This window comes from Centipeda flueggei ATCC 43531, assembly GCF_000160695.1.
Taxonomy (GTDB): domain Bacteria; phylum Bacillota; class Negativicutes; order Selenomonadales; family Selenomonadaceae; genus Centipeda; species Centipeda flueggei.
In genome coordinates this window covers 92,036-118,165 of the sequence record NZ_GG694007.1, presented here as the reverse complement: position 1 = coordinate 118,165, position 26,130 = coordinate 92,036, and the positions used below count along the sequence as shown (strand labels likewise).

16 protein-coding genes and 1 pseudogene are annotated in these 26,130 nt (G+C 57.3%); 9 read left to right on the top strand and 8 right to left on the bottom strand.

Features of this window, described 5'->3' with window-relative positions; genetic code table 11:
- The first annotated feature begins 43 nt into the window (after positions 1-43).
- The gene (locus HMPREF0908_RS06130; RefSeq protein ID WP_006690586.1) at positions 44-1,807 is read left to right on the top strand and encodes a GmrSD restriction endonuclease domain-containing protein; all 1,764 of its coding nucleotides are present in this window, start codon (positions 44-46) and stop codon (positions 1,805-1,807) included.
- A gap of 129 nt (positions 1,808-1,936) precedes the next feature.
- On the opposite strand, the gene HMPREF0908_RS06125 is transcribed toward HMPREF0908_RS06130, so the two are convergent.
- The gene (locus HMPREF0908_RS06125) at positions 1,937-3,109 is read right to left on the bottom strand and encodes an MFS transporter (protein ID WP_040572546.1); all 1,173 of its coding nucleotides are present in this window, start codon (positions 3,107-3,109) and stop codon (positions 1,937-1,939) included.
- A gap of 483 nt (positions 3,110-3,592) precedes the next feature.
- Here HMPREF0908_RS06125 and HMPREF0908_RS06120 point away from each other — a divergent pair, with 483 nt between their 5' ends.
- The 7 genes and pseudogenes from HMPREF0908_RS06120 (at position 3,593) to HMPREF0908_RS10405 (ending at position 17,891) form a co-directional block, all read left to right on the top strand.
- Positions 3,593-5,170, top strand: a complete 1,578-nt coding sequence (locus tag HMPREF0908_RS06120; RefSeq protein ID WP_006690582.1) for a type I restriction-modification system subunit M — start codon at positions 3,593-3,595, stop codon at positions 5,168-5,170.
- Positions 5,167-6,342, top strand: a complete 1,176-nt coding sequence (locus HMPREF0908_RS06115) for a restriction endonuclease subunit S (RefSeq protein ID WP_006690581.1) — start codon at positions 5,167-5,169, stop codon at positions 6,340-6,342. The genes HMPREF0908_RS06120 and HMPREF0908_RS06115 overlap by 4 nt, the downstream gene beginning before the upstream one ends.
- Before the next feature lie 62 nt (positions 6,343-6,404).
- Positions 6,405-7,385, top strand: a complete 981-nt coding sequence (locus HMPREF0908_RS06110) for an Abi family protein (protein ID WP_006690580.1) — start codon at positions 6,405-6,407, stop codon at positions 7,383-7,385.
- 218 nt (positions 7,386-7,603) lie between these two features.
- On the top strand, positions 7,604-10,660 hold the full coding sequence (locus HMPREF0908_RS06105) for a type I restriction endonuclease subunit R (RefSeq protein ID WP_006690579.1): 3,057 nt from the start codon (positions 7,604-7,606) through the stop codon (positions 10,658-10,660).
- Positions 10,661-10,998: 338 nt separating this feature from the next.
- The gene (locus tag HMPREF0908_RS11025) at positions 10,999-11,139 is read left to right on the top strand and encodes a hypothetical protein (protein ID WP_006690577.1); all 141 of its coding nucleotides are present in this window, start codon (positions 10,999-11,001) and stop codon (positions 11,137-11,139) included.
- Positions 11,094-11,219, top strand: a pseudogene (locus HMPREF0908_RS10650) (head maturation protease, ClpP-related); the annotation flags it as partial. The gene HMPREF0908_RS11025 and the pseudogene HMPREF0908_RS10650, both read left to right, overlap by 46 nt.
- Before the next feature lie 198 nt (positions 11,220-11,417).
- Entirely contained in the window at positions 11,418-17,891 is a 6,474-nt protein-coding gene (locus HMPREF0908_RS10405; RefSeq protein WP_006690575.1) for an autotransporter outer membrane beta-barrel domain-containing protein, read from the top strand.
- Between the two features lie 99 nt (positions 17,892-17,990).
- On the opposite strand, the gene HMPREF0908_RS06095 is transcribed toward HMPREF0908_RS10405, so the two are convergent.
- On the bottom strand, positions 17,991-18,878 hold the full coding sequence (locus HMPREF0908_RS06095; protein WP_006690574.1) for a fructose bisphosphate aldolase: 888 nt from the start codon (positions 18,876-18,878) through the stop codon (positions 17,991-17,993).
- Between the two features lie 190 nt (positions 18,879-19,068).
- On the opposite strand from HMPREF0908_RS06095, the gene HMPREF0908_RS06090 reads away from it, so the two are divergent.
- Positions 19,069-19,884, top strand: coding sequence for a DUF6630 family protein (locus tag HMPREF0908_RS06090; RefSeq protein ID WP_245522919.1), 816 nt, complete (start codon positions 19,069-19,071; stop codon positions 19,882-19,884).
- 193 nt (positions 19,885-20,077) lie between these two features.
- Here HMPREF0908_RS06090 and sucD read toward each other — a convergent pair whose 3' ends face one another.
- The 6 genes from sucD to HMPREF0908_RS06060 form a co-directional block, all read right to left on the bottom strand.
- Complete coding sequence (gene sucD, locus HMPREF0908_RS06085) at positions 20,078-20,983, bottom strand: succinate--CoA ligase subunit alpha (protein ID WP_006690571.1); 906 nt, start codon at positions 20,981-20,983, stop codon at positions 20,078-20,080.
- An 18-nt stretch (positions 20,984-21,001) separates the two neighbouring features.
- Positions 21,002-22,192 (bottom strand): ADP-forming succinate--CoA ligase subunit beta, encoded by a 1,191-nt coding sequence (gene sucC / locus HMPREF0908_RS06080; RefSeq protein ID WP_006690570.1) that lies wholly within the window; start codon positions 22,190-22,192, stop codon positions 21,002-21,004.
- 209 nt (positions 22,193-22,401) lie between these two features.
- Complete coding sequence (locus tag HMPREF0908_RS06075) at positions 22,402-23,475, bottom strand: aldose epimerase family protein (protein WP_006690569.1); 1,074 nt, start codon at positions 23,473-23,475, stop codon at positions 22,402-22,404.
- Between the two features lie 59 nt (positions 23,476-23,534).
- A complete protein-coding gene (locus HMPREF0908_RS06070; protein WP_006690568.1) occupies positions 23,535-23,744 on the bottom strand; it encodes a ferredoxin in 210 nt (69 codons plus the stop codon).
- A gap of 233 nt (positions 23,745-23,977) precedes the next feature.
- Complete coding sequence (ptsP, locus tag HMPREF0908_RS06065; RefSeq protein ID WP_006690567.1) at positions 23,978-25,711, bottom strand: phosphoenolpyruvate--protein phosphotransferase; 1,734 nt, start codon at positions 25,709-25,711, stop codon at positions 23,978-23,980.
- A 107-nt stretch (positions 25,712-25,818) separates the two neighbouring features.
- Positions 25,819-26,085, bottom strand: coding sequence for an HPr family phosphocarrier protein (locus HMPREF0908_RS06060; RefSeq protein WP_039981290.1), 267 nt, complete (start codon positions 26,083-26,085; stop codon positions 25,819-25,821).
- Positions 26,086-26,130: the final 45 nt, after the last annotated feature.

Below are 26,130 nucleotides of genomic sequence, written 5' to 3'. Positions count from 1 at the left end.
ATGGAGATGCTGCAGATATAGAGTACAAAGAGGAGTGTATGTGATGCAAACGAATGATAAGCCGTTGGTCGATTTGATGCGGGATATTCACGAGGGAAGGATACAGCTGCCTGATTTTCAGCGCGGGTGGATTTGGGATGACAATCGCATCCGCGGGCTGATCGCGAGCATCACACGCGGCTTTCCTGTCGGCGCGGCGATGTTCCTCTCCTATGGCGGCGATTCGCTCCATTTTAAATATCGCCTGTTTGAGGGGATTTCCTCGACGAACAGCGTACCCAACGATCTTGTCCTGGACGGACAGCAGCGCCTGACCTCCGCTTACTCGGCACTTTACGGTGAAGGGGCCGTACGGACACGCACGGACAAAGGGAAGGAAATCTATCGCTACTATTACATCAGCATTGAACAGGCATTGGATGCGGATGCAGATCGCCTCGATGCCATCATTTCTGTGCCGGAGACGAAACAGCTGACGTCTGATTTCGGCAGGAAAGTGGAGCTGGATCTCACGACGCCCAACAAAGAATATGCAGCAAAAATGTTCCCGCTCAATATCATTCTCGACCCCGCCAAGACATTTCAATGGGAGCAGGCGTATCTAGCACACTATAGACATGAGGCGAACATCTCCAAAGAGTACAGCGACTTTAAGAGCCGCATCGTGATGCCGGCATTCCAGTATAAAATTCCCGTCATCACCCTGGAGAAAGACACGCCGAAGGAAGCCGTCTGTCAGGTTTTTGAGAACGTCAACCAGGGCGGCGTGTCGCTCACCGTTTTCGAGTTGGTGACGGCTATTTTTGCGATGGAGGATTTTGATCTGCGTCAGGATTGGGAACATCGCGTGGGAACCTATTTCAGCGGAGATCTTCTCAATGTCGTCACATCGACGGACTTCTTGACGGCATGCACACTGCTGGCCGCGTATCAGGGGAAGGGGACGGTCAGCTGCAAGAAAAAAGATGTGCTGAATCTGAAGCTTACGGACTACAAGGCATATGCCGATGCGCTCTGCGAGGGGTTCCGTGAGGCAGTAGATCTGCTTGCGGAGGAGCGCATTTTTGCGCGCAGAGAGATTCCTTATACAACGCAGCTCATTCCGCTTGCTGTACTGTGTACCCTGCTGCTCGAAAAGAATCAGATCAAATCCTCGAACGTGAAGCAGAGAATCAAGCAGTGGTACTGGTGCGGCGTATTTGGTGAGCTCTATGGCAGTGCGAACGAAACGCGCTATGTCAATGACGTCGTGGGCGTCATGCGCTGGCTGGATGGCGGTGAGCTGCCAAAGACCGTACAGGACGCATACTTCAATGCACCGCGTCTGCTCCTCCTGCGAACGCGGCAAAGCGCTGCCTACAAGGGCGTGATGGCATTGATTCTAAAACACGGGAGCAAGGATTTTATCAGCGGGCAGGACATGGACTTTACGCAGTTCAAGGCAGCCAATATCGACATCCACCATATTTTTCCGCGCAGCTACTGCATCAAGAGCGGACTTCCCGAAGAAAAGTGGGACTCCGTCATCAATAAGACGCCGATCTCCTACATCACGAATCGTGAAATTGGCGGTGCTGCCCCGAGCGAATATCTGAAGCATATTGCTGCAAAGGTTGACCGAAGCAGCTTGACGGCGTATCTCTCCTCACATTGGATCTCGATGGAGGACTGCGAGACGGATGATTTCGATGCGTTTATGCGCCACCGGGCGACGGCACTTCTCGATGCCGTCTCTGCTGCAATGGGAAAGAGAATCGTCGGGCGTGACAGTGAGGAGATTGTGCAGAAGTTTGGTGTACCTATTTAGGGAATCACAGATATATTCAGCACCGCTGTCTTAGCACGTCTTTTTTGCCCGCACTTTGACAGAAAACCCTCCATAGAGTACCACTCGGCATTCGGTTTTCCGCTTACCAGGGATTCCTCAGAGATGGCCCTAGAGCGTCTTCCTCCGCACAGGCGGCAGGAGGAAGGCAAAAACGGCAGGGATGAGGGCGATGGCAGTGACGGTGAGGAGGGCCGCCGTGAGTCCCCGTCCGTCTGCGATATGCCCAAGCACAGGCGTAAAGACGCCGCCGACACTGACCGCGAGCCCCAGCGTCACGCCCGAGGCAAGCCCCACACGGTTCGGGAGGTACTGCTGACCGAGCACCACCATCGGACTATAGATGAGACTGAGTGATGCCGCGATCGGCAGGAGAAGCAGGGCAGCGAGCACGAGGGAGTGTACCTGCGTAAAGAGAAAGATGCACGGCGGCAGAATCACCGCCCCAATGCGGATCATGCGGTGATAGCCATAGCGGTCGGCGAGCCGTCCGCCGAGCAGCGTACACGCCGCACCGATCGCGTAATAGACGCTCAGCACGGCGCTGCCCATCGCCTCCGTCTGCCCGAGCTCCTGAATCCAGTACAGTGCGAGGAAGGTATTGATGCCGAAGAAGATGATCGAACGCCCGAAGACAATGGCGGTCAGACGCAGGAACGAGCCCCATTGATCGATGCCTTGCGGGCGTGCCTTTGCCTCTGTTGCCTGCGGTGCGGCGTTCAGTGCATAGAGCCCGTGCAGATGGCAGCGGAAGGCAATACAGATGAGGACTTCGGGGATGAGAAAGACGAGCGTTCCCATGAGACCAAACACCGTCACGGCGGCAGTCATGACCACAGGGCCGAGGGCAAAACCAAGATTGCCGCCGAAGGAAAAGATGCTGATATTCTTCGCACGCTCCCCCTCCGCCGAGGCGTGATGCACGAGCCGCGCCGCCTGCGGGTGGAACATCGCCGCCCCCGTGCCGCTCACCGCGACCGCTGCGCACAGCGCAGGGAACGTCGTCACCACGCCTGTGAGTGCCATGCCGCCGCCCGCGAGCAGCAGACCGAGCGGAATCAGCCACGGGCGGTTCTGACGGTCGGCGAGCTGCCCGAAGATCGGCTGCACCACCGAGCCGACGAGATTTGAGAACAGCACGAGCGTCGCCGCCGTTGCATAGTCATAGTGATAGGCCGAAATCAGGAACGGCAGCACCGCTGCGAGCGCACCCTGATTGATATCCGAGCACAGATGCCCGCACGAGATCAGATAGTTATAGGTTCTTACCTTTGTTGCTGCCACACAAAATGCCCCCTGCCGAATGAGATGCGTTCTATTATAGAACAAAACGAGCACTCATGGTAGGGGGGGCATGTCTTTTGTGGGGGAATATTGCTTTCTATGTGATCACGGCGGCGCGTCTTCCTGCTATGCTTTGGATCATCAAAGGATAGAAACGAAGTACAGAGGAAGAGACATCATGGCAGGGGCAAAGACAAACGGACGGAGCTCGTTATTCATTTTGGCTCGAAATGGCTCGGTGGTGAGGCTTGAGAGAGAAACCATCGACGGCTTTAACGGCATGTATACCGTCAATCCCGGCAAGGGGGAGATCAGGTTTGCACGCTAGCTTATATGGGAATAATTTTAAATATGATCGAAAAAAGGAAGATTAGAATCTGATGCATAGACAGAAGAGGCAGGAATGTCTGGAAATTTATGAAAAGCAGGACAACGCTTTCGCCGTGACGAATGATAAACGATACGAAGAATGGAGGAAAGACCATGGACAACAAGAAAGAAGTAGAGCGGGCGGAGCTGCACCGCGCCATCTGGCAGATCGCGAACGACCTGCGCGGCAGTGTGGACGGCTGGGACTTCAAACAGTACGTCCTCGGCACGCTCTTCTACCGCTATATCTCAGAGAAACTGACCGACTACCTCAACGCAGAGGAGCGCGAGGCGGGGGACACAGCTTTTGACTATGCCGCCCTGCCCGATGATGAGGCAATGGCGGAGAAGGACAACATCGTCCAGATCCTCGGCTTCTTCATCCCGCCGAGCGAGCTCTTTCAGAACGTCCTCGCACGGGCGGAGACCAACGAGAGCCTCAACGAGACACTCGAGCAGGTCTTTCGTCACATCGAGAGCTCGGCGACGGGCACGCCCAGTCAGGACGACCTCACGGGACTCTTTGACGAATTCGACGTGAACAGCAGCAAGCTCGGCGCGACCGTCAAGGAGCGCAACGCCAAGCTGACAAAACTCCTCAGCGGCGTCGGCGCGATGCGCCTCGGACACTATCAGGACAACACCATCGACGCATTCGGCGACGCGTACGAATACCTCATGCGGATGTACGCCTCGAACGCGGGCAAGAGCGGCGGCGAGTACTACACCCCGCAGGAGGTCTCCGAGCTCCTCACGCGCCTCACCGTCATTGGGAAAACGCAGGTGAACAAAGTCTATGACCCCGCCTGCGGCAGCGGCTCACTCCTGCTGAAATTCGCCAAGGTCATCGGCAGGGAGAACGTCCGCAACGGATTCTACGGGCAGGACGAGAACATCACAGCGTACAACCTCTGCCGCATCAACATGTTCCTGCACGACATCAACTTCGACGACTTCGACATTGCGCATGGGGACACACTCATCAACCCCCACCACTGGGACGATGAGCCGTTCGAGGCGATCGTCTCCAACCCGCCGTACTCCAAGAAATGGGCGGGGAAAGACAACCCTCTGCTCATCAATGACCCGCGCTATGCACCTGCGGGCGTCCTCGCCCCGACGAGCAAGTCGGACTTCGCCTTTATCCTGCACTCCCTAGCGTGGCTCGCGGCGAGCGGCACGGCAGCGATTGTCTGTTTCCCGGGCATCATGTACCGCAGCGGCGCAGAGAAGAAAATCCGTCAGTACCTCGTGGACAGCAACTACGTCGATGCCGTGATTCAGCTGCCGGATAACCTATTCTTTGGCACAACGATTGCGACCTGCATTATGGTGCTCAAGAAATCCAAACCAGATACCACGACGGTCTTTATTGACGCATCGAAGGAATGTGTCAAGGTCACAAACAGCAACAAACTCTCACAGGAAAACATTGAGAACATCCTAAAGCTCTATACGGATCGGGTAGATGTGGAGCATACCGTGTGCGTCGCAAAGGGGGCGGAGATCGCTGCCGAGGACTATAACTTCTCCGTCAGCACCTATGTCGAGCCGGAGGATACACGCGAGATCATAGATATCGTGCAGTTGAACGCCGAGATTCGCACCCTCGTCGCACGCGAGACTGTTCTGCGTGACGAGATTGAGAAGATCATCGCCGAGATCGAGGGAGAGGAGGGCATCGCGCTATGAGTCGGCTGCGTGAGATGATAAAGGAACTGTGTCCCGATGGGGTGGAGTATAAAAAATTGGGGGAGATTGCGACTAATGTATTTCGTGGTGCAGGAATCAAACGGGATGAACTGACCGCAATGGGAATCCCATGCGTTCGATACGGTGAAATTTATACGACCTATGGCATCTGGTTTGACTCCTGTGTTTCGCATACCGACGAAACGTTTCTCACAAATCCTAAATATTTTGGGCATGGTGATATCTTATTTGCCATCACGGGGGAGAGTGTCGAGGAGATTGCAAAATCGACGGCGTACATTGGACATGATAAATGTGTGGCAGGTGGCGATATTGTCGTCTTACAGCATGAGCAGAATCCCAAATATCTTTCCTATGTATTGTCTACCGACATGGCACAGCGGCAAAAAAGCAAGGGGCGCGTCAAGAGTAAGGTTGTTCATTCGAGTGTTCCTGCCATTAAGGAAATCGTCATTCCTGTCCCGCCGCTCCCCATCCAAAATGAAATTGTGAAAATGTTGGACAATTTTACGGAGCTAACAGCGGAGCTAACAGCGGAGCTAACGTTGCGAAAAAAGCAGTATTCTTTCTATCGTGACAGTCTTTTGAACTTTTCGCGAGACGATGCAGAGGTTGAGTGGAAAACGCTGGGTGAGACTACGAAATCTATCTCATCTGGGAAAAATAAGATAAGAGTTGTAGACGGAGAATACCCCGTATATGGCTCAACAGGCATCATCGGATATTGTACTAATTTTGTATACGAGCATGCTCAAATTCTTGTAGCGCGAGTGGGGTCGGTTGGTTATGTGCAAATTGCAGATGGAAGATATGACGTGTCTGATAATACACTCATTGTCGATGTATTAAGCACTATCAATATGAAGTATATTTTTTATTATTTAGGCTATATGAACTTGAGCCGTCTTGCACACGGTGCGGGGCAACCTCTGATCACGGCGGGACAATTAAAAAAGCTAATTATCCCCATCCCACCGCTCGAAACGCAGGCAAAAATCGTCTCCATCCTCGACCGGTTCGATGAGCTCTGCCATGACCTCACGCAGGGGCTGCCCGCCGAGATCGCCGCCCGCAAAAAGCAGTACGAATACTATCGCGAAAAGCTCCTCACCTTCCCACGGAAGGGGACATCAGCAAGAGGAGCTCGATAGACCTTGTTATAAGAACATCTATTTGCTATAATAGAGACACGTCATATAGCAGGAGGTTCTTTATGAACTATAAAACCACGGATGGTTTGATGCGTCATCTTAGAGAGAATGGAATAGCGATTTCAGGCGGTACGCAAAAGCGACAACTTATTAACACGGGATATTTTCATGGCTATAAAGGATATCGTTTTTTTCGTCATGCAGGAAATCGTCTGCCGTTCACGTCATACAGCGAGGTTTATGCAACGATTCGATATGATTCGGCGCTAAAGGCTTTGATGTATGGAAAGGTAATGTTTATTGAAACAGCGGTCAAGAATATTGCCATCGAGGCGATTCTGACGCACGCAAGGTCGGAGAGCATCCAAGCGATGTGTGACAGAGTGGTCAGCAGCTATCATAATGCACCGATGGATGCGAATGAGGAAAAGAGGCGTCGACTGCAGCAGGCGAAACTAAATTTGCAGAATTCGATTCAGGCGAGTCTTGCTAAGGAGTATCGTCGCGGCAATCCAAAGATCACGCACTTTTATGACAACCCCAGCTATGCCGAGGTTCCCGTCTGGGCTCTTTTTGAGATCCTGACCATGGGTGACTTTGGATTCCTTTTGTCGTGTTTGGCGTACGATGTGCGTGATGATATTTCGCGCAGGATCGGATTTAATCTGGCTTGTGATACGGATCGTCAGCTTATCTACAAGTACATATACATGCTGAAGGATCTGAGGAATGCGATTGCACACAACGCGGTCGTCTTTGATACGCGCTTTCGGAGCGTTGACCCCAATCGAACGGTGCGACAGTGTCTGAAACTGGAGATCGGTCTGCCCTATGTGAATTTCAAAACGATAGGTGATTATGTTATCCTCGTGTGCTATTATCTGAAATGCCTACATGAGCCAAAGATGGAGATAAAAGCATTTCTCCGAGCCTTCGAGAAGATAACGACGGATTACGTGAAAGCCGTAAGCCCTTCCGTTGCCTCCATCGTGATTCATCATGACTTATCTGCGCGGATGGCGACACTGTATCAATATATTTAACTTGCATATTTGCGAACGCGGTAGTATAATAGTCGTACGAATTGGGGTATGTGTTTGCGGACGCATACTTGAGAGAGTCGGAGCGATCCGGCTCTCTTTTTATGTGCGCAACGCAGAGAGCAAGAAGGACAAATGTTCCGAGACAGCGAATAATGAGGAATAGCATAGGAACGATCGAGGAATAATACAGACTGAATTTCAACGAAACGAGGGTCATCATGTACTACAATCTCATCGCGAGCGCGGAGGAGAGTACGGTGCTCGCACAGTATGTACGGGAGGAGCGTGCGCCGTACGGCTCGTACCAGTCGGAGGCGGCACTGGAGCGGGCACTCATCCGTCTGCTGGAGGAGGAGGGCTATGCGCATCTCCCCATTCACGATGAGGCGGAGCTGATCGCCAATCTCCGCACGCAGCTCTCGGTACTGAACGACTATGATTTCACTGATGCGGAGTGGGAACGCTTTTTCAAGACATCGATCGCACCCGCGAGTGACGGAATTGTGGAGAAGACGCGCCGCATCCAGACGGACTATATTCAGAATCTAAAACGTGACGATGGCACGACGAAAAATATACGTCTGATTGACAAGGAACATATCCACAACAACCGACTGCAGGTGATCAATCAGTATGCGGTGGAGGGCGGTGCGGACGCGGGGGAGCATGCGGCGGCACACACGAATCGCTATGACGTGACGATCCTCGTGAACGGGCTGCCGCTCGTGCATCTGGAGCTGAAACGGCGCGGCGTGGAGATCCGTCAGGCGTTCAACCAGATCAAACGCTATCAGCGGGATTCGTTCTGGGCGGGCACAGGGCTCTATGAATACGTCCAGATTTTTGTGATCTCGAACGGGACGAATACGAAGTACTATTCCAATACGACGCGCGAGAGCCATATCCGTGAGATGGATGCGGCGGGGCGCAAGGCGAGCAAAAAGACGAGCAACAGCTTTGAGTTTACGTCCTACTGGGCGGATGCGGGCAACCGTCTCATCACCGATCTGATGGATTTCGGGCGGACGTTCCTCGCACGCCACACGCTGCTCGCGCTCCTGACGCGCTACTGCATTTTCACGACGGAAGAAGTGCTGATGATCATGCGCCCGTATCAGATCGCGGCGACGGAGCGGATTCTCGCCCGGATCAAGATTTCGTCGAACTACAAGACGTGGGGGCGCATCGAGGGCGGCGGCTATATCTGGCACACGACGGGCTCGGGCAAGACGCTGACCTCGTTCAAGACAGCGCAGCTCGCTGCGGCGATGCCTGAGATCGAGAAGGTGCTCTTCGTGGTCGACCGCAAGGATCTCGACTACCAGACGATGAAGGAGTACGACCGCTTCGAGAAGGGCGCGGCGAACGGCAATACGTCGACGGCGGTGCTCGCGCGCCAGCTGGCGGACGATGGCGCACGCATTGTAGTGACGACGATCCAGAAGCTGTCGAATTTTATCCGGCAGAACAGGACGCACCCGATCTATGGAAAACATGTGGTGTTGATTTTCGATGAGTGCCACCGCTCGCAGTTCGGGGAGATGCACACGGCAATCACAAAGGCGTTCAAGAAGTATCACGTCTTCGGCTTTACGGGGACGCCGATCTTTGCGCCGAATGCGGCAGGTGCGGGGCGTCCCTCGGCGCGGACGACGCCGCAGCTCTTCGGGGACAAGCTGCACACCTATACGATTGTGAATGCGATCAATGACGGGAATGTCCTGCCGTTCCGCATCGACTACATCAATACGATCAAGAGCAAGGAGGCGGTCGATGACAAGGAGGTGCGCGCGATTGATCGGGAAAAGGCACTTGCTGCACCCGAGCGCATCCGTGAGGTGACGAAGTATATCCTCGCGCATTTCGATCAGAAGACGATGCGGAGCAAGGCGTATTCGCTGAAGGGGCAGCGTGTGCTCGGCTTTAACTCGATGTTTGCCGTCGCGTCGATTCCCGCCTGCATGGCGTACTATGAGGAGTTTCGTCGTCAGCTGAGCGCGGCGGGGCGCGACCTCACGATGGCGACCATTTTCAGCTATGCGGCGAACGAGGACGATCCCGAGGATGCGCTGCCCGATGAGGATTTTGATACGGCGAGCCTCACCCCAACGAGCCGCGACTTTCTTGAACATGCGATTGCGGACTACAACGCGCACTTTCACACGAATTTCTCGACGGACGGGGATTCGTTCCAGAACTACTATAAGGATCTCTCGCAGCGGATGAAGAAGCGTGAGATCGATCTCCTCATCGTGGTGAATATGTTCCTCACGGGCTTTGACGCGACGACGCTCAATACGCTCTGGGTGGATAAGAATCTGAAATACCACGGGCTGATTCAGGCATTTTCGCGCACGAATCGGATTCTGAACTCGGTCAAGACGTTTGGCAATATTGTCGCATTCCGCAATCTGGCAAAGGCGACGGATGATGCGATCTCGCTCTTTGGCGATGAGAATGCCGAAAGTGTCGTTCTTCTGCGCGGCTTCCGCGACTACTATGACGGGTATGATGATGAAAAGGGGCAGCACCACAAGGGGTATGCGGAGCTGATTGCAGAGCTGCGTGCGAAGTTCACTGTTGGAGAGCAGGTCTTAGGCGAGGCGGCGCAGAAGGATTTTGTGCGCGTTTTTGGCAGTATCCTGCGCCTGCGGAATATCCTCATGGCGTTTGATGACTTTGCGGAGGATGATCCGCTCCTGCCACCGCGCGATCTGCAGGACTACCAGAGTGCCTATCTTGATATACACCATATATTGACGGGGCAGGGGAATGCCGAGAAGGAGAACATCAACGACGATGTCGTGTTCGAGCTGGAGCTCATCCGGCAGGTGGACATTAACATCGACTGCATCCTCATGCTCGTGGAGAAGTACCACGCGACGAACGGCGCGGATAAGAGTATCATCGGCGCGATTGACCGCGCCGTCGGATCGAGCCCCGAGCTCAGGAGCAAGAAGGAACTGATCGATGGGTTCATTGCGACCGTCAATACGGATACTCGGGTGATGGAGGACTGGCGCAAATACGTCACGGAGGAGAAGGAAAAGGAACTCGCCTCCATAGTCGCGGAGGAGAACCTAAAACCCGATGAGACGGAGCGGTTCGTCGCGAGCACGTTCCGCGACGGCCGGCTCAAGACCACCGGCACCGCCATCGATGCGATCCTCCCGCCTGTACGCCGCTTTGGCGGCGGGCGGGCAGAGAAGAAGCGCAGCGTCATTGAGAAGCTGAAGGTGTTCTTTGACAAGTTCATGGGGGTTGTGGAGGCGTAGAAAAAGGGGGCTGCTGCACCAACAAACGTGCAGCAGCCCCCTTTTGTGCAAGGCTTTGCCCTTGCCTTAACCCATCGATAATATTCTCCTTTTGGCAAAGTACAGCTTACTTGGTTTACGATGTAAAGTAAAAGAACGCTTGCGAATAGAGTGAGGACAGTCAAATCTCTGCTATATCAGGGAAATGATTCCCAGTCAAAATCACTGGATAAACTCAAATGTCCATGAGTTTTTCTGTATGGAAGGGGGACTAAACATACAAGGATACTCTACAACAGCGAATTCTTGTATCACAGCATCAAACATTCCAATCAGCTTAACATATTCCTTCAAATGGTTTGGCTGTTGAATTACAGGAGCTTGCCGCTTATAGAGAGAAGCACGATGACATGGGAGCGGATATGCTGCATATTCAGGACGTCGGCTTTGATGAGCTCGTGCGAAAATTTCACGGCGGATGGATGCCGAAACGTGGCTGAATGCAAAGGATGCCGCGGAGCTTGGATTTGCGGATTCTGTTCCCTACGTGGATGTTCAGCGTCCTGTAATGGATACGGCGGGGGCTGATTTTTTGATGATGCGACAGCAATCCAAGCGTATTAATATTAAAGAATAAAAACGAACATTAGAAACGATGTTGACATGGTGAAAATAATCTTATATCATCACTGCATATAATAGTTCTCATTTTCTATAGCCATCAACAACGGATTGTTGATGAGGGGACGGCAGCCGACGGGCTGAACAGGAGGCTTCGATGATTGAGGGAATGAAGGCGCGCCGCCGTATGGCGATGTATGTAGCGCTCGGACTGTCGGCGGGCGGCACGGCACTGTTTCACGGCGGAACGGCGTATGCGGCGGAGACGCATGACTACACGGAGACTGCGGCAAGCGTCAGTGGTCTTGAGGGCACGGATAAGACCGGATTCATGAGCGACAACAATATCGTGCTCGGAACGGAGGGCGGCCCTGCGAACCGCCCGTTCAGCAATAACGGCATCTTCTCGGGCGGCGGAAGGAAAAACGCAGCCGAGGATGTCAGCAATAATACCATCACGATTCATGGGCTGCGGACCAGCAACGGCGGCGGCTGGAGCATGATTTACGGTGGTGTCAGCGGCACGGGCGCGGTCACAGGGAACAAAGTCATCTTCAACCATGGGACGAGTGCGGATGCCCTCGTCGGCGGCTACACGGGTGCGACGGACAAGGATGTGCGCGGCAACAGCGTCACGGTCGCAGACGGCACGATAAAGGACGATATCATCGGCGGCTGGGCAGGCGTGGCTGCGGGCACGGGCACGCTCGCAGAGAACACGGTCGCCATCACAGGCGGCACGATTGGAAGCTATGACGGCGGCATCGTTTACGGTGCGCGCACGAGCGGAAATGGCGTTCTAAAAAACAACACAGTCTCCTTTGCGAATGCCTCCACGAGCAGGGCTGTCTACGGCGCGGCAACAGATGACACAAACAGCGCGGCGACTCTGCGCGGCAACAGCGTTACGGTCACGAGTGGCACGATCAACAGCCCCGTGGCGGGCGGCTATACCGTGGGCACGGGAGCCGTCGGCGGCGCTGAGGAGGGGGCGGGCAACCGCGTCGTCTTTGAAAACGGAACGGCGGGCGATCTCTACGGCGGTCAGATCGATAATGCGGACAGTACCGCCGATGTCACGGGCAACAGCGTCACTGTAAAGGGCGGCGCGTTCGGCGAGATCTACGGCGGCAATACGAAGGGGACGGGTTCGGCGAACCGGAACACGGTCACGGTGAACAGCGGCACCAGCGATGCGGACGTCTACGGCGGCTATGCAAAGGGAAGAAGCGGAGCAGACGGCGCGAATGCGGAGTACAACACTGTCACCATCAACGGAACGACCACAGGTGAGGACGGTCTCGCGAGTGTCTATGGCGGGCGCGCAGCATACAACGGCAATGCTTCGCACAATACCATCAACATCAATGGCGGCGTGATGAGGAACGTCTACGGCGGAGCTGTAAACACGATAAACGCCTATGGCAAGGGAGCGGCATCGAACAATACAATCACCATTACGGGCGGCACGGTCGGCACGGGCAACGGCAACGGCAATGTCTACGGCGGACATACCGGCAACTCCAACAAGGCGGTGGGTAACGTCGTCAACATCGGCGACGGGACGAGCACGACACTGAAGGCGGGGACGGATCTCCGCTGGGCGATGCTGCACGGCAACAACAGCTCCCCCTTTGGCACCTATGACATCACGGGCAATACGCTGAACGTCAACGTGAAGGACGCGCACGTACGGTCGGTCGATAATTTTGACACATACAATTTCAAACTGAATCATGCCTTCGCAGACGGCGATACAATGCTCTCCGTGACGAATTCGGGCGCATTCAGCGGCACGGGCGTCGACTGGTCGAAGATCAGCGTCGATCGTTCGGGGATTTCGGCGGACTACATCGCGAATGTACAGGGCGTGCACCGCGTGACTCTCCTGAAGAGCGTTGGACCGGACGACCTGCATTTCACAAACTATGCGGCGCGGAACTATGCCGCGACGGATACCCATGAGAGCGCGTTGGTGACGGATACGGATGAAGCCACGGCAAAATCCGTCGTGTGGGTCGTCAACCGCTTTAAGGGCGGGCGCGTCACCTATGACGGCACATCGGCGTCCGATAGCGGCGCTGTCTATGGCGGTATTTCCTACGACGGACATACGACGACGGACAACGTGCTGACGGTGAAGGGCGTACATGGTGCGGACGATCCGAAGTATGCCTACGGCGGCAGGAACGAGGGCACGACGGGCGATGTCACGGCGAACACGGTCACCATCGATATGGCAAATGCCGCAGATCTCGTGGAGGAGGTCTACGGCGGCATGGCGAGTGTCGAGGATAACACGGGTGCAGTCGATCACAACACCGCCAACATGAAGAACGGCACGACGCATCTGCTCTATGGCGGATATACCTTTGGCAAGGGCGCGGTTACGAACAACAAGGTGCAGTTCGACGGCGGCACATCGACGGGGTATGTCGCGGGCGGCTATCTTGACAACACGGCCAGTACAGTGGAGATGACAGGAAATAAGGTCGTCTTCACCAATGGTACGGCGGCAGAGCTTGCCGGTGCAGACAGCAACGGCAAGGGAAAGCTGAGCGGAAATACCGTCGATTTTGGCGGCGCGGCCAGCACGGCAGAGATCCTGCGCGGTGCACTCGCTGAGAATGAGGCAGCGGTCGAGGGAAATGGCGTCACCATGACGGCCGGCACGGCGGAGAGTGTCTACGGCGGCGCAACCTACATGACTGACTCGAGCAATAATCTTGTCGGCGGCAACGGCCGCGCGGAGAAAAATACCGTTGCCGTCACGGGCGGCGCAGTCACGAAGGAGATCGCGGGCGGCGTCGGCTACCGTGCGGACGGCAACATCGTCACCATCACGGGCGGCACCATCGGCACGACGATGCAGGCGGCGAACGTCTACGGCGGCAAGACGACAGAGGGCCCCGGCAGCGGGACAACGGACAATGTTGTGAACCTCGGCGCGGAGGACGGCACGTATGCGGCTGACCTCACGAATGCGCAGGTACACGGCGACAACAGCACGGACAGTGCCGTCAACAATAACGTGCTGAACGTGCACGGCAAGGACATTACCGTTAAGAGCGTCGACAATTTTGACAAATACAATTTCAAGCTGAAGGGCAATATCGGCGGCGGCGACACCATGCTGACGCTCAAAAACGGCGGCTTTGGCAGAGAAATCGACTGGAACAACGTCAGCGTGGATACGAGGGGACAGACGGGCAATCCGAACGGTGAGGTTACACTCATTAAGGCAGATACGGCGAACGCGCTCAAGTTCAAGAACTACGATGTGCGCGACCTTGTCAATGACCCGAACGCCGACTATGAGGCAATCCTGCGTACCGATACGGACAAGGGGGCAGGATCGGTGCATTCTGCAACCACGGTCAAGCTCAGCACCAGCCGTTTCCGTAAGAGCAGCTGGACGTATGACGGCACGAACCCCGTGACGAACGGTGAAGTTGCGGGCGGCGTCTCACGCAGGGACGGTCACACGGCGGAGGGAAATACCCTCACCATTGCGAGCACTGCGACGACGGGACTGAATGCCGCCTATGGCGGCAAGGCAGAGGCCGCGTCGGATGTTCGGGACAATCGGATCGTCGTCGAGGGCACGGGCAGCGGAACGATTGCGGATGCCGTTGGCGGTGCAACGGCAAAGGCGGGCGGCGTTGCGGAAAAGAACCATGTCCTCATCAAGGGCGGCACGGTCACGAACGCGATGGGCGGATACGTTTCGGGGGCGAATGCCTCGGCGACGGGCAATGAGGTCACGGTCGAGGGCGGTACCGTCGCGAACGTCATCGGCGCCGGCGGGGCTGGCGGAACCGGCAATATCGCAAATAATTTCGTCACCATCAAGGGCGGTACGGTCACGGGACAGATCGTCGGCGGGTATACGCACGAACTGACGAGCAGCTCGAACGGCAATACCGTCACACTCGGAGGCGGCACGCTCACGGGGGCAGAGGTCTGGGGCACGAGCTACGTCAACGCGAGCAATCAGGCATCCGTTCTTGGCAGCAGCGATGCACAGATTGCGGGCAATACGCTGAACGTAGCGGCAAAGAATCTCGAAGTCAAGAAGGTGCGCAACTTTGAAAAATACACCTTCACACCGACCGATGCCGTCCAGAACGGTGACGCCATGCTCACGCTGTCCGCGGCGGGCGGCTTTGGCGGCATCTCGGGCACGTCCGATGATGTCAAGGTCAAGTGGTCGAATGTCACGGCCGATACGTCGGCACTCACAGCATTGAGTACAGGAATTCAGGGAAAGAATACCATTACTCTGCTGAAAACCGGCGACGGTGCAGCAGACCTCCATTTTGACGGCTACGCTGCGACGGCAAAGGCAGACGGCACCTACGAGACCCTCCTTCATACCGCGGGCAATGCGGCGGACACCGCGGCGCTCCTCCTCGATGTCAACCGTTACAGGGACAGCCATGTCACAACGGATCAGGATGCCGACAGCGATCTCTACGGCGGCTACTCTGCCTCCGACCACCGTGACGATGGGGGAACGACGATCGGACACACGGCGACGGGCAACACCCTCTCCGTGACGAAAATCGCAAACGGTTCGAACATCAATGCCTATGGCGGCTATGCGGGCGGAACGGCAGGCGGTGCAGAAAACAACGAACTCACCGTGAACGTCACGGCACCAACGGCGGGCAAGATCAATAACGCCTATGGCGGCTACACGAAGGGCGCGGGCGCGGTCACAGGGAATAAACTGACCTTTTCACAGGGGACGGTGCTCCACGACCTCATCGGCGGCTATGCGGACAGCACGACGAGTGCGGCAGAAGTCACGGGAAACACCGTCACCGTCGCGGGCGGCAGCATCGGCGGCCTCGTTTATGGCGGCAGATCGGATGGGACGAGTGCCGTCAAAGGAAACGGCGTCCTCATGGACGGTGCGGCTGCGCCGGTGGATACACTGACGGGCGGCTACGGCGCGAGTGCAGAGAGCAACCGTGTCGAGCTGAAAGACGGCACGGCGCATGTAGTCTATGGCGGTGATGCGACGACAGGCGATGCGATAAAGAACATCGTTACCATCACGGGCGGCACGGTCACGGACAACATCTACGGCGGACAATCCCGCACCGGTGCAGCAAGCGAGAACATTGTCGACATCGGTGCGGTGCACATCCAGAACGGCATCGCAAACAAGGCCGTCGTGGGCGGCTATGCTGCTGCTGTCACTGACCACAATACGATTCATCTGCGCGGCACGGAGATCGACGGCATTGTCCTCGGCGGTGCCATCAAGGATACCGCTTCTCCGCTTGGTATGAAGGCGAACCCGGACGGCAAGGATAACACCCTCGCCATCCACGCGGCAGGGACGAAGATTGCCGACTTCGCAGGTGTACAGAACCTGCATTTCTATGTTCCTGAGGAGCGTACAGCGGCGGATACCACCCCGATGCTCACCCTGACAGCGAATGCCGACAAAGATATCCATGGAGTGAAAGTCGGTATCGGCATCGCGGGTGACCACAGCGTTCTCGCGAAGGGCGACACCATCAGCCTCCTGAAGATTGCGGACGGCAAGACACTCACTACGGACGCGGAACTCAAGAATGAGACGACGGGTATGCAGGGCGTCAGCATGAGATATCGCTTTAACCTTGCAAGACAGGGGGACAACGAACTCATCGCCACCGTCAGCGACACCGACCTCAACCCGCAGACAAAATCGCTTGTTGAGACTCGTGCCGCCTCTGCCGCACTCATTAACAGCGGTGCAGATCTTCTCGCGGGCGGCGGCATGAACGCCGCTGTGAACGCCGCCGACGCGGGGACAGGAGCGGGTGCACAGAGGACGGCAAATGACCAGACCTATCATCTCTGGGCGGCACAAAGCGGCTCTGCCGTCCGCCTCAATACCGGTTCCCATGTCGACGCGAAGGGCTGGAACCTCAATCTCGGCTTTGCCCGGCAGAAGGCATCGGAGCGCAACACGCTCACGTACGGTCCCTTTGTCGAGTACGGACACGGAAATTACGACTCCTATCTGGATGACGGCACGCACGGCGACGGTACGGCGAGCTACATCGGCGCGGGCGTTATGGCGAAGTCAGCCGCAGAGAACGGCTCCTATATTGAGGGCAGCGTGCGTGTCGGCCGCGCGAAGAGCGACTACACGGGAGACATCGCAGGCCGTCATGCGGGCTACGATATGAGCAGCACCTACTACGCCGCGCACATCGGCATCGGGCAGGAGAAGAAACTCGGAAACGGGACCATCGAGACCTATGCGAAGTACTTCTACACGCACCAGAACGGAGGCAGTGAGCGGCTGACCTCAGGTGATCTCTACGACTTTGATGACGTAGACTCCCAGCGCCTGCGCGTCGGTGCACGTTATACGAAGCAGAATGGCACAGGCGGATCATTCTATACGGGACTCGCCTACGAGTACGAGTTTGATGGAGATGCGCGTGCCTCCTATGCAGGGTACAGCACTCCGACACCGACGCTGAAGGGCGGCACGGGCATCCTCGAACTCGGCTACCGCTTCGCCCGCCCGGGCAGCAACGTCAGCTATGGACTCAACCTCATGGGCATGACGGGCAAACGCCGCGGCATCACAGGCGGTCTGCAGGTGAACTGGGCATTGTAAGAGAGTTACACACGCATATAAATAACGGGCTGCTGTACGAAGCTGGGAACTTCGTGCAGCAGCCCGTTGCTCTGCCTATGAGGGGATGGGCTGTGAGGGTCAGGTAATGGACGCCTTGTAGATGCTGTCGACGGCCTTTTCCAGCACGGCGTCAAACTCCGCGTCGCTTTGGCTGGCACGCAAGTCCTGCGCGAGGGCGCGGGAGAAGCTGGCGATGAGGCCGTGGTTGCGTGCGAGTTTCTCGTTCGCATCGCTCTGGGAGTAGCCTCCGCTGAGGGCGACGACGCGAACGACATGCGGGTTCTTCATAATCTCGGCGTAGAGATTATCGACACTGGGGATGGTGAACTTGAACATGAGTTTTGCATCGGCAGGGAGCTTGGCGAGGTTCTCCTTGATGACGCCGCACATGATCTCCTCTGCCATCGCCTTGTCGGGGCAGTGGATGTCGACCTCTGGCTCGAGGATGGGGACGAGGCCCTTTGCGATGATCTCCTTGCCAAACGCAAACTGTTGGTCGATGATGGCACGGATGCCGTCAGGGTTTGCCTCCTTGATGACAGAGCGCATCTTCGTACCGAAAATGTGGCGTGCGTTCGCGCGGTCAAGGAGTGTGCTGAGGTCAGGGATGGGCTTCATGAGTTGGACGCCGTCCGCCTCGGGCGCAAGCCCCTTGTCGACCTTCAGGATGGGGATGATGCCCTTTTTCTCCCAGAGATAGTCGGCGGTGTAGAGCCCGTCGATCTTGCGGTCCATTGTGTTCTCAAAGAGGATGGCGGCAAGAATTTTGCTCTTGTCGAATGCGGGGCTCTTGATGATGCGCGTGCGCATCTCGTGAACGCGCGTAAACATCTCCTCGTCACCGTGGTAGGCGCTCTCGTCGATGCCGTATGCTTTCAATGCCTTCGGCGTCGAGCCGCCGCTCTGATCGAGTGCGGCGACAAAGCCCTTGTCGTGCTCCATGCGGGTGAGCTGCTGCTGGTTCATAACAGATTCCTCCTTGTTTGTTTTGCTGCACAAGCAGAAACTTCTGCTTTATCGTATTATAACGCAGATCAAGCAGAAACACAACGAAGATGATATTTTTTATCAAAAAACAGCAAGCGGCGAATTGAGCCGATGCGGTGAATATGATAGAGTATTCAGCAGGTGTGTGTATGGAATAAGGAGATACGCTATGAGTCTTTATGATTGGATGCAGGAAAAAGTCTTTCATACCTACGAGACATGGCGGCTGAAAAGCAGCATATACAATAGGACTGGATTTCACATTGTCGCCATCGAAAAGCAGCTTGGGGCGATGCGGGACGGTGTCAATATGTACGTGGAGCTGTATCCGCCGCACGCGATACAGGGCTGTACGTGTATGAAGGCAATGCACGGGCGGCAGCGCGGTCGGGTGAATCTGCTGCTCGTGATGGATGGAAAAACGTATGGGATCACCGATCTCAGCAGTGATGATGCCGCTGTGATGATGCGGTCTTTCGTGAAGCATGCGGTACTTCCGCCCGCCGACGCGTATGTGGACATGCACGAGACGGGCAGTGCGGAGAAAAAGGAAGCGTTCACGGCAGTGGCAGAGCTGCTGCTCGGCGATGATGCGCAGGCATTCTGCCGACGGGTGAAGCCGCCGAAGTGTACCGAGGAGAGCGATGCATGGAATGACGCATGGTATGAGCTTGCGGAGGAACTGGTCTCCTGCGGGCGGGCCGTCATGCTGGACACAAAAACTGCGAAGGAGGAATTTTTCGCCGCGCTGTATGAGCTGACAGCGGGACGGACGATCGCCCTTCCTGCGGCGCTCAGCGCGGAATACGGCGTCCCGGCGTGGAGCAAAGAAATTAATGCGCAGTGGACGGATACGCTGCTCGCGGGGATGGACATTGGTACGGATGACTACGTGCTGCTCGTTCTGCCTGTGGAGGTGTTTTACCGCGCGAAAGAACTCGCGCAGACTTTCCTGCAGCGGATTGCGCGCGCGGAGGAGCTGTAAGGTGACGCATTGTTCCTTAACAATTGTTTACCGATTTGAGGTGTTCTACACCGTGGATACCGAAGGTGCAGTAGTGGCAGTGCTCCGTGTGATCTATGGCGGGCGGGATATTGATCAGGCGTTTCACACATAAAAATGCGGTCGGACGAAGATAAATTTCTTCATCCGACCGTGTTTTACTTTTTATTGCCTTTTAGCAGGTATGGCACTTGTCGTAGAGACCTTTCTCCTTGAGAAGCTTGACCATGGTCTCGCCGATGTGGGCGACGGTATCCGCGACGGGGATGCCTGCCGCGTTGAGCGCTGCGACTTTGTCCGCTGCCGTGCCCTTGCCGCCGGAGATGATGGCGCCGGCATGGCCCATGCGCTTGCCCGGAGGCGCCTGACGTCCTGCGATAAAGGCGGAGACAGGCTTGTTCGGCATGTTCTCCTTGATCCACTTCGCCGCGTCCTCCTCGGCTGTGCCGCCGATCTCGCCGATGATGAGGACGGCGTAGGTGTCGGGGTCGTCCTTAAAGAGCTGGAGCGCGTCGATGAAGTCCGTGCCCTTGACGGGGTCGCCGCCGATGCCGACGGTGGTCGTCTGGCCGATGCCCGCGTTCGTGAGCTGGAACGCCGCCTCGTAGGTGAGGGTGCCGGAGCGCGAGATGAGTCCGACGTGGCCGGGCTTGCTGACGGTGCCCGGGGTGATGCCGAGCTTCGACTGCTGGGCGGTGAGGAGGCCGGGGCAGTTCGGACCGACGAGGCGCGTCTTTTTGCCCTGCATATAGCGGCGCACTTTCACCATGTCGAGCACGGGAATGTGCTCGGTGATGCAGACGACGAGGTCGAGCTCCGCATCAACTGCCTCAAGGATGGAGTCCGCCGCAAAGCGTGCGGGGACGTAGATGACGGATGCCGTTGCGCCCGTTGCCTTGACGGCATCGGCGACGGTGTTGAAGACAGGGACGCCGTGGACGTCCTGCCCCGCCTTGCCTGGGGTGACGCCGCCGACGATCTTTGTGCCGTAGTCGAGCATCTGCTGGGTGTGGAACATGGCCGCTTTGCCCGTAATGCCCTGGACGATGACTTTGGTGTCCTTATCGATCATGACTGACATATCGTATACCTCCCTCTCTCACGCCTTCGCCTGTGCGACGAGTTTCACGATCTGCTCTGCGCCGCCCTCCATCGTGGGTGCGGGGAAGACGTTGCCGATCGGCGTATTCTTGAGGATCTCGCGTCCCTCCTCGACCTTCGTACCCTCGAGGCGGACGACAACGGGAACCGGGAGGGATTTCCCGTCCTTCGAGATGATCTTTGCCGCCTCGATGATGCCGTTGGCGATGTTGTCACAGCGGTTGATGCCGCCGAAGATGTTGACGAAGATGCCCTTTGCCTGACCGCCCTCAAGCATGATGCTGAATGCTTTGGCGATCTTCTCGGGCTCGGAGTCGCCGCCGACATCGAGGAAGTTCGCAGGCTCGCCGCCATAGTGCTTGATGATGTCGACGGTCGCCATGGCGAGGCCTGCGCCGTTGACCATGCACGCAACATCGCCGCCAAGGTTGACGTAGTTGAGCCCTGCGGCCGCTGCCTCGCGCTCCTTCGGATCCTCCTCGGTCTCATCGCGCAGCTCCGCGATGTCGGGGTGACGGAAGAGAGCACTGTCGTCAAAGTTGAGCTTCGCGTCGAGTGCGATCACATCGTCGTCCTCGGTGACGACGAGCGGGTTAATCTCGACCTGCGAGCAGTCCTTGCCGATGAATGCGGCGTAGAGTCCCTGCATGAGCGCCGCCGCCTTGCGGACCGCGGGGCCGGGGATATTGATGGCGTACGCCATGCGTGTCGCCTGGAACGGGGCAAGCCCGATGACGGGGTCGATATACTCCTTGATGATCTTCTCGGGGGACTCGGCGGCGACCTTCTCGATCTCCACGCCGCCTTCCTCAGAGCCCATCATGACGATGCTCGCCGTCTGGCGGTCAACGACGAAGGAGAGGTAGTATTCCTTTTTGATCTTTGAGCCTTCTTCGATGAGGAGGCGGTTCACAACCTTGCCCTCGGGGCCGGTCTGGTGGGTGACGAGTGTCTTGCCGAGGAGCTCCTGCGCGTAGGCGCGGACCTCGTCCTTGTTCTTCGCGATCTTGACGCCGCCTGCCTTGCCGCGTCCGCCTGCGTGGATCTGCGCCTTGACGACGATGACGGGGGTACTGAGCTTCTCCGCGTTCGCGACCGCCTCATCGACGGTAAACGCCGGCAGTCCGTTCGGGACATTGACGCCGAATTCGCGCAGAACCTGCTTGGATTGGTACTCGTGAATGTTCATTTACAATCCTCCCTTAGCTTTTGTGACTGAAGCACAACTCTTGTTCCTATCTTACCGCGCGGCCCAGGAAAAGTCTAGCAATTTTGTATAAATGAACGATTGAAAAAACCTCGCACAACATAAAGAATCTCTATGGATGAGGGACTATGCAGGTACAAAAAACTGCTGCGCAGAAGGTGCGCAGCAGTCTCACGATGAAATACGCCCGCTCAGAGCTCACTCAGGCGGTAGACGGTTTCCGCCGTCCAGACCTCGCCCTCACGCAGGATGGGCTGTGGGAAATGCGGATGCGCGAATGCGTTCGGGAAGAACTGTGTCTCAAGGCAGAACGCACTGCGCCGTGTGTAGGGGGCACCGCCCTTACCGACGAGGGGCGACTTGCCGAGGGCGTTTGCCGTGTAGAACTGCAGTCCCGGCTGGGTCGTCCAGCAGTCGAGGGCGAGCCCTGTCTGCGCGCTCGTGACGCGCGCTGCCTTTTTGAGATGGGCATAGGGCGCGGGGGCGGGATCGCCGCGCAGGACCCAGTTGTGGTCGTAGCCGCCGGCCATGCGGAGCTCGTCGTAGTCCGCGTCGATGCGCTCGCCGATGCGATGTGGCGCACGGAAGTCCATCGGCGTGTCCGCGACGGGGAGGATGCGCCCGTCGGGCAGGGACTCGGCGTCCGCCCATGTAAATTCATCGGCGAAGATTTCCGCCGTGTGCTCCATGACGGAGGGGGCGGCTGTGCCGTCGAGGTTAAAGTAGGCATGGTTCGTGAGGTTGCAGACGGTGTCTGCGTCGCTCACGGCGCGGTAGGAGAGGATGAGCGCGTCGTCGTCGGTGAGGCGGTAGGTCACAGTCGCCTCGAGGTTGCCGGGGTAGCCGCCCTCTCCCTCGGGGCTGATCGCTGTGAGCGCCACGCCATCTGCGACGGGCTCTGCCGTCCAGAGGTGGTAGTGCAGGCCATGCGTTCCGCCGTGGATGTGGTTCTGCTTGCGTGAGCCGGAGTTCTGCTCGAGCTGATAGGTATGTCCGCCGACCGTGACGCGCCCGTCCGCGATGCGGTTTGCATGTCGTCCGACAACGCCGCCCATCGACGTTGTGTCGCGCAGGTAGTCCGCGCCGCTCCGATAGCCGAGTACGATGTCGATCGGTGTGCCGTTCACCTCGCGCGCAAACGAGACGAGCCGCGCCCCATAGGTCGTGACGGCGACGGTTGTCCCGCGTGCGTTCCGCAGTGTATAGAGCTCGATCGCGCGCCCGTCCGGCATCGTGCCGAACGGTGATTTGGTTACCTCTGTCATGATATGTCCCCCTTTGTCCCTGACACGAAATGATATGTCTTATTTTATCACAAATTCTGTCACAAAGAGACGGCTTTCGTACAAAGAACTATCGCACCCGTCGGACAGTCCTCTGCCGCTTCGAGGGCATCGTCCTCCTCGGTCGGGGCGGGCTGACGCAGGAGGCGGGCACAGCGCACAGCGCGGTCGATGGCAAAGAGGGCGGGCAGCCGCTCCGCGCACATACCGCAGGAGACGCAGACGGTGCTGTCGATGGATAGGGTCATCATGTCCTCCACATGAAAAAGGGCGCTGCCCCCATCGGCTCACTGCGTTCGCCACTTCCCCCGCAAGCGGGGGAAGCTGCTATGCCGTTATCCAAAGCCTTCCCGCTATCACGGGGAAGGGGGACCGCGAGAGCGGTGGAAGGGGCACAAAACAGGGGCTGTGATACGAAGTTTGTCACTTCGTCAACAGCCCCTAGTCTGCATAGATTTTCAGAGAATCACGGATCAGCGATTCCTCAGATTTTCGCGCTGGCGTCCGATGCCTCGAGCGTCTTGTGCATGTAGGCGCGGATATCGACGCCGTGCTCCATCTTCATCACATCGTCGAGGAGCTGCTTTGCCTGTTCCATGGTGACGGAGCGGATCATCTCCTTGACGCGCGGAATGGACGGCGCGCTCATGGAGAGCTCCGAGATGCCCATGCCGAGGAGGAGGACGGCGGCGTACGGGTCGCTTGCCATCTCGCCGCACATGCCCACCCAGATGCCCGCTTCGCGCGCACTCTCGATTGTGCGCTTGATGAGACGCAGGACGGCAGGATTGAACGGGTTGTAGAGATGGGCGATCTGCGCGTTGCCGCGGTCGACCGCGAGGGTGTACTGGATGAGATCATTCGTTCCGATGCTGAAGAAGTCCACGTACGGTGCGAGGAGTGAGGAGACGACAGCGGCGGCAGGGGTCTCGACCATGATGCCGACCTGTACGTCGTCGGAGTACTCCTTGCCCTCGTGGGCGAGCTCGACCTTGGCCTGCTCGACGAGCTTCTGCACGCGCTGGATCTCGCTGACGCTGATGACCATCGGCACCATCATCGCCGCCTTGCCGTAGAGGCCGGCGCGCAGGATCGCCTTGATCTGCGGGAGGAAGAGGTCGTGCCGGTCGAGGCTGATGCGCAGGGCGCGATAGCCGAGGAATGGGTTCTCCTCCGGGTCGATGTTGAGATAGGGCAGGGGCTTGTCGCCGCCGATGTCCATCGTGCGTATGACGCAGATGTTGCCGCCGCATTTCTCGACCGCGGCGCGGTATGCCTTGAACTGATCCTCTTCCGTCGGGATCGTTGTCGAGCCCATGAAGATGAACTCGGAGCGGAACAGCCCGACGCCCTCCGCACCGTAAGTCAACGCGTTGTCCACGTCCATGTGCGTGCCGATGTTTGCCGTCAGCTCGACGCGCACGCCGTCCTTTGTGACAGCGGGGAGATCCTTGAGCGCGGCGTAGTGCGCCGCGAGTTTTTTCTGCTCCTCGATCTTCGTCTCGTAGAGGGAGCGCTCCTCCTCCGTCGGGCGGATGACGATGTCGCCGCGGCTGCCGTCGAGGATGACCTCGTCGCCGTCATGGATGAGGTCGATCTTGTCGCCGATGCCGAGGACGGTCGGGATGGCGCGTGCCTTTGCGATGATGACGACGTGGCTCGTCGCGCTGCCCGAGCCGAGGATGACGCCCGCGATCTGCTCGGTGGGCATGCCTGCGACGACGGACGGCTCGATCTCCTCGCCGACGAGGATGACCTGACTGGAGCCGATCTCCGGCTCCTTGACGCCGAGGACGTATTTCGCGATGCGCTTGCCCACGTCGCGCAGATCGACCGCGCGCGCGGCGAAGTACTCGTCCTCCATCTGCTCAAAGAGCTGTGCCTGCTCGTTCGCCGCGTCGAGGATGCCTTGCGGGGCACTGCCTGTTGCGGCAATCTTGGCGGCGATGTTCTCCGCCATCATGGGGTCCTGCACCATCATGCGGTGCGCCTCGAGAATGGCGGCCTGCTCCGTCTGCTCCTCTTTGCGCAGACGGTCGATGGTTGAGAGCAGCACCTCAGTGACGGCGGAGATTGCCTCATTCGCCTTTGCCTGCTCCTCGTCCACCGTACCTGGTTTATAGGCGGCAAGGTAGCCGTCAAGGTTCTGCCCAGCGAGCAGGACCTGTCCGACAGCGATGCCGGAGATGACGCCTTTTCCACGGATGGTTTCTGCCATAACAATCCCCTTTCCCCATGGGAATCTGCACAGTGAAAATTTTTCTGTGGTGACTGATGAAAAAACGCCGCGAGGAATATGTACCCTCGGGCGTCCTCCGTATGGTCTTACTCCTCGCCGAACTTCGAGTTGACGAGATCGGCAAGAGCCTTCACGGCATCTGCCTCATCCTCACCCTCGGCGATGATATTCATCTGCGTGCCCTGCACGAGCCCCATGCTCATCAGCATGAGAATGCTCTTGGCATCGACCTTCTTGCCCTTTGCCTCGATCTGGATCTTGGACTTGAACTTCGTCGCCGTCTGAACGAAAACCGATGCGGGACGCGCGTGAATGCCCGTCTTGTTCTCGATGGTTACTGTCTCCTGCGTCATATAAAACCTCTCCCATCCGATGTAATAAATCACCATAGGACCCCT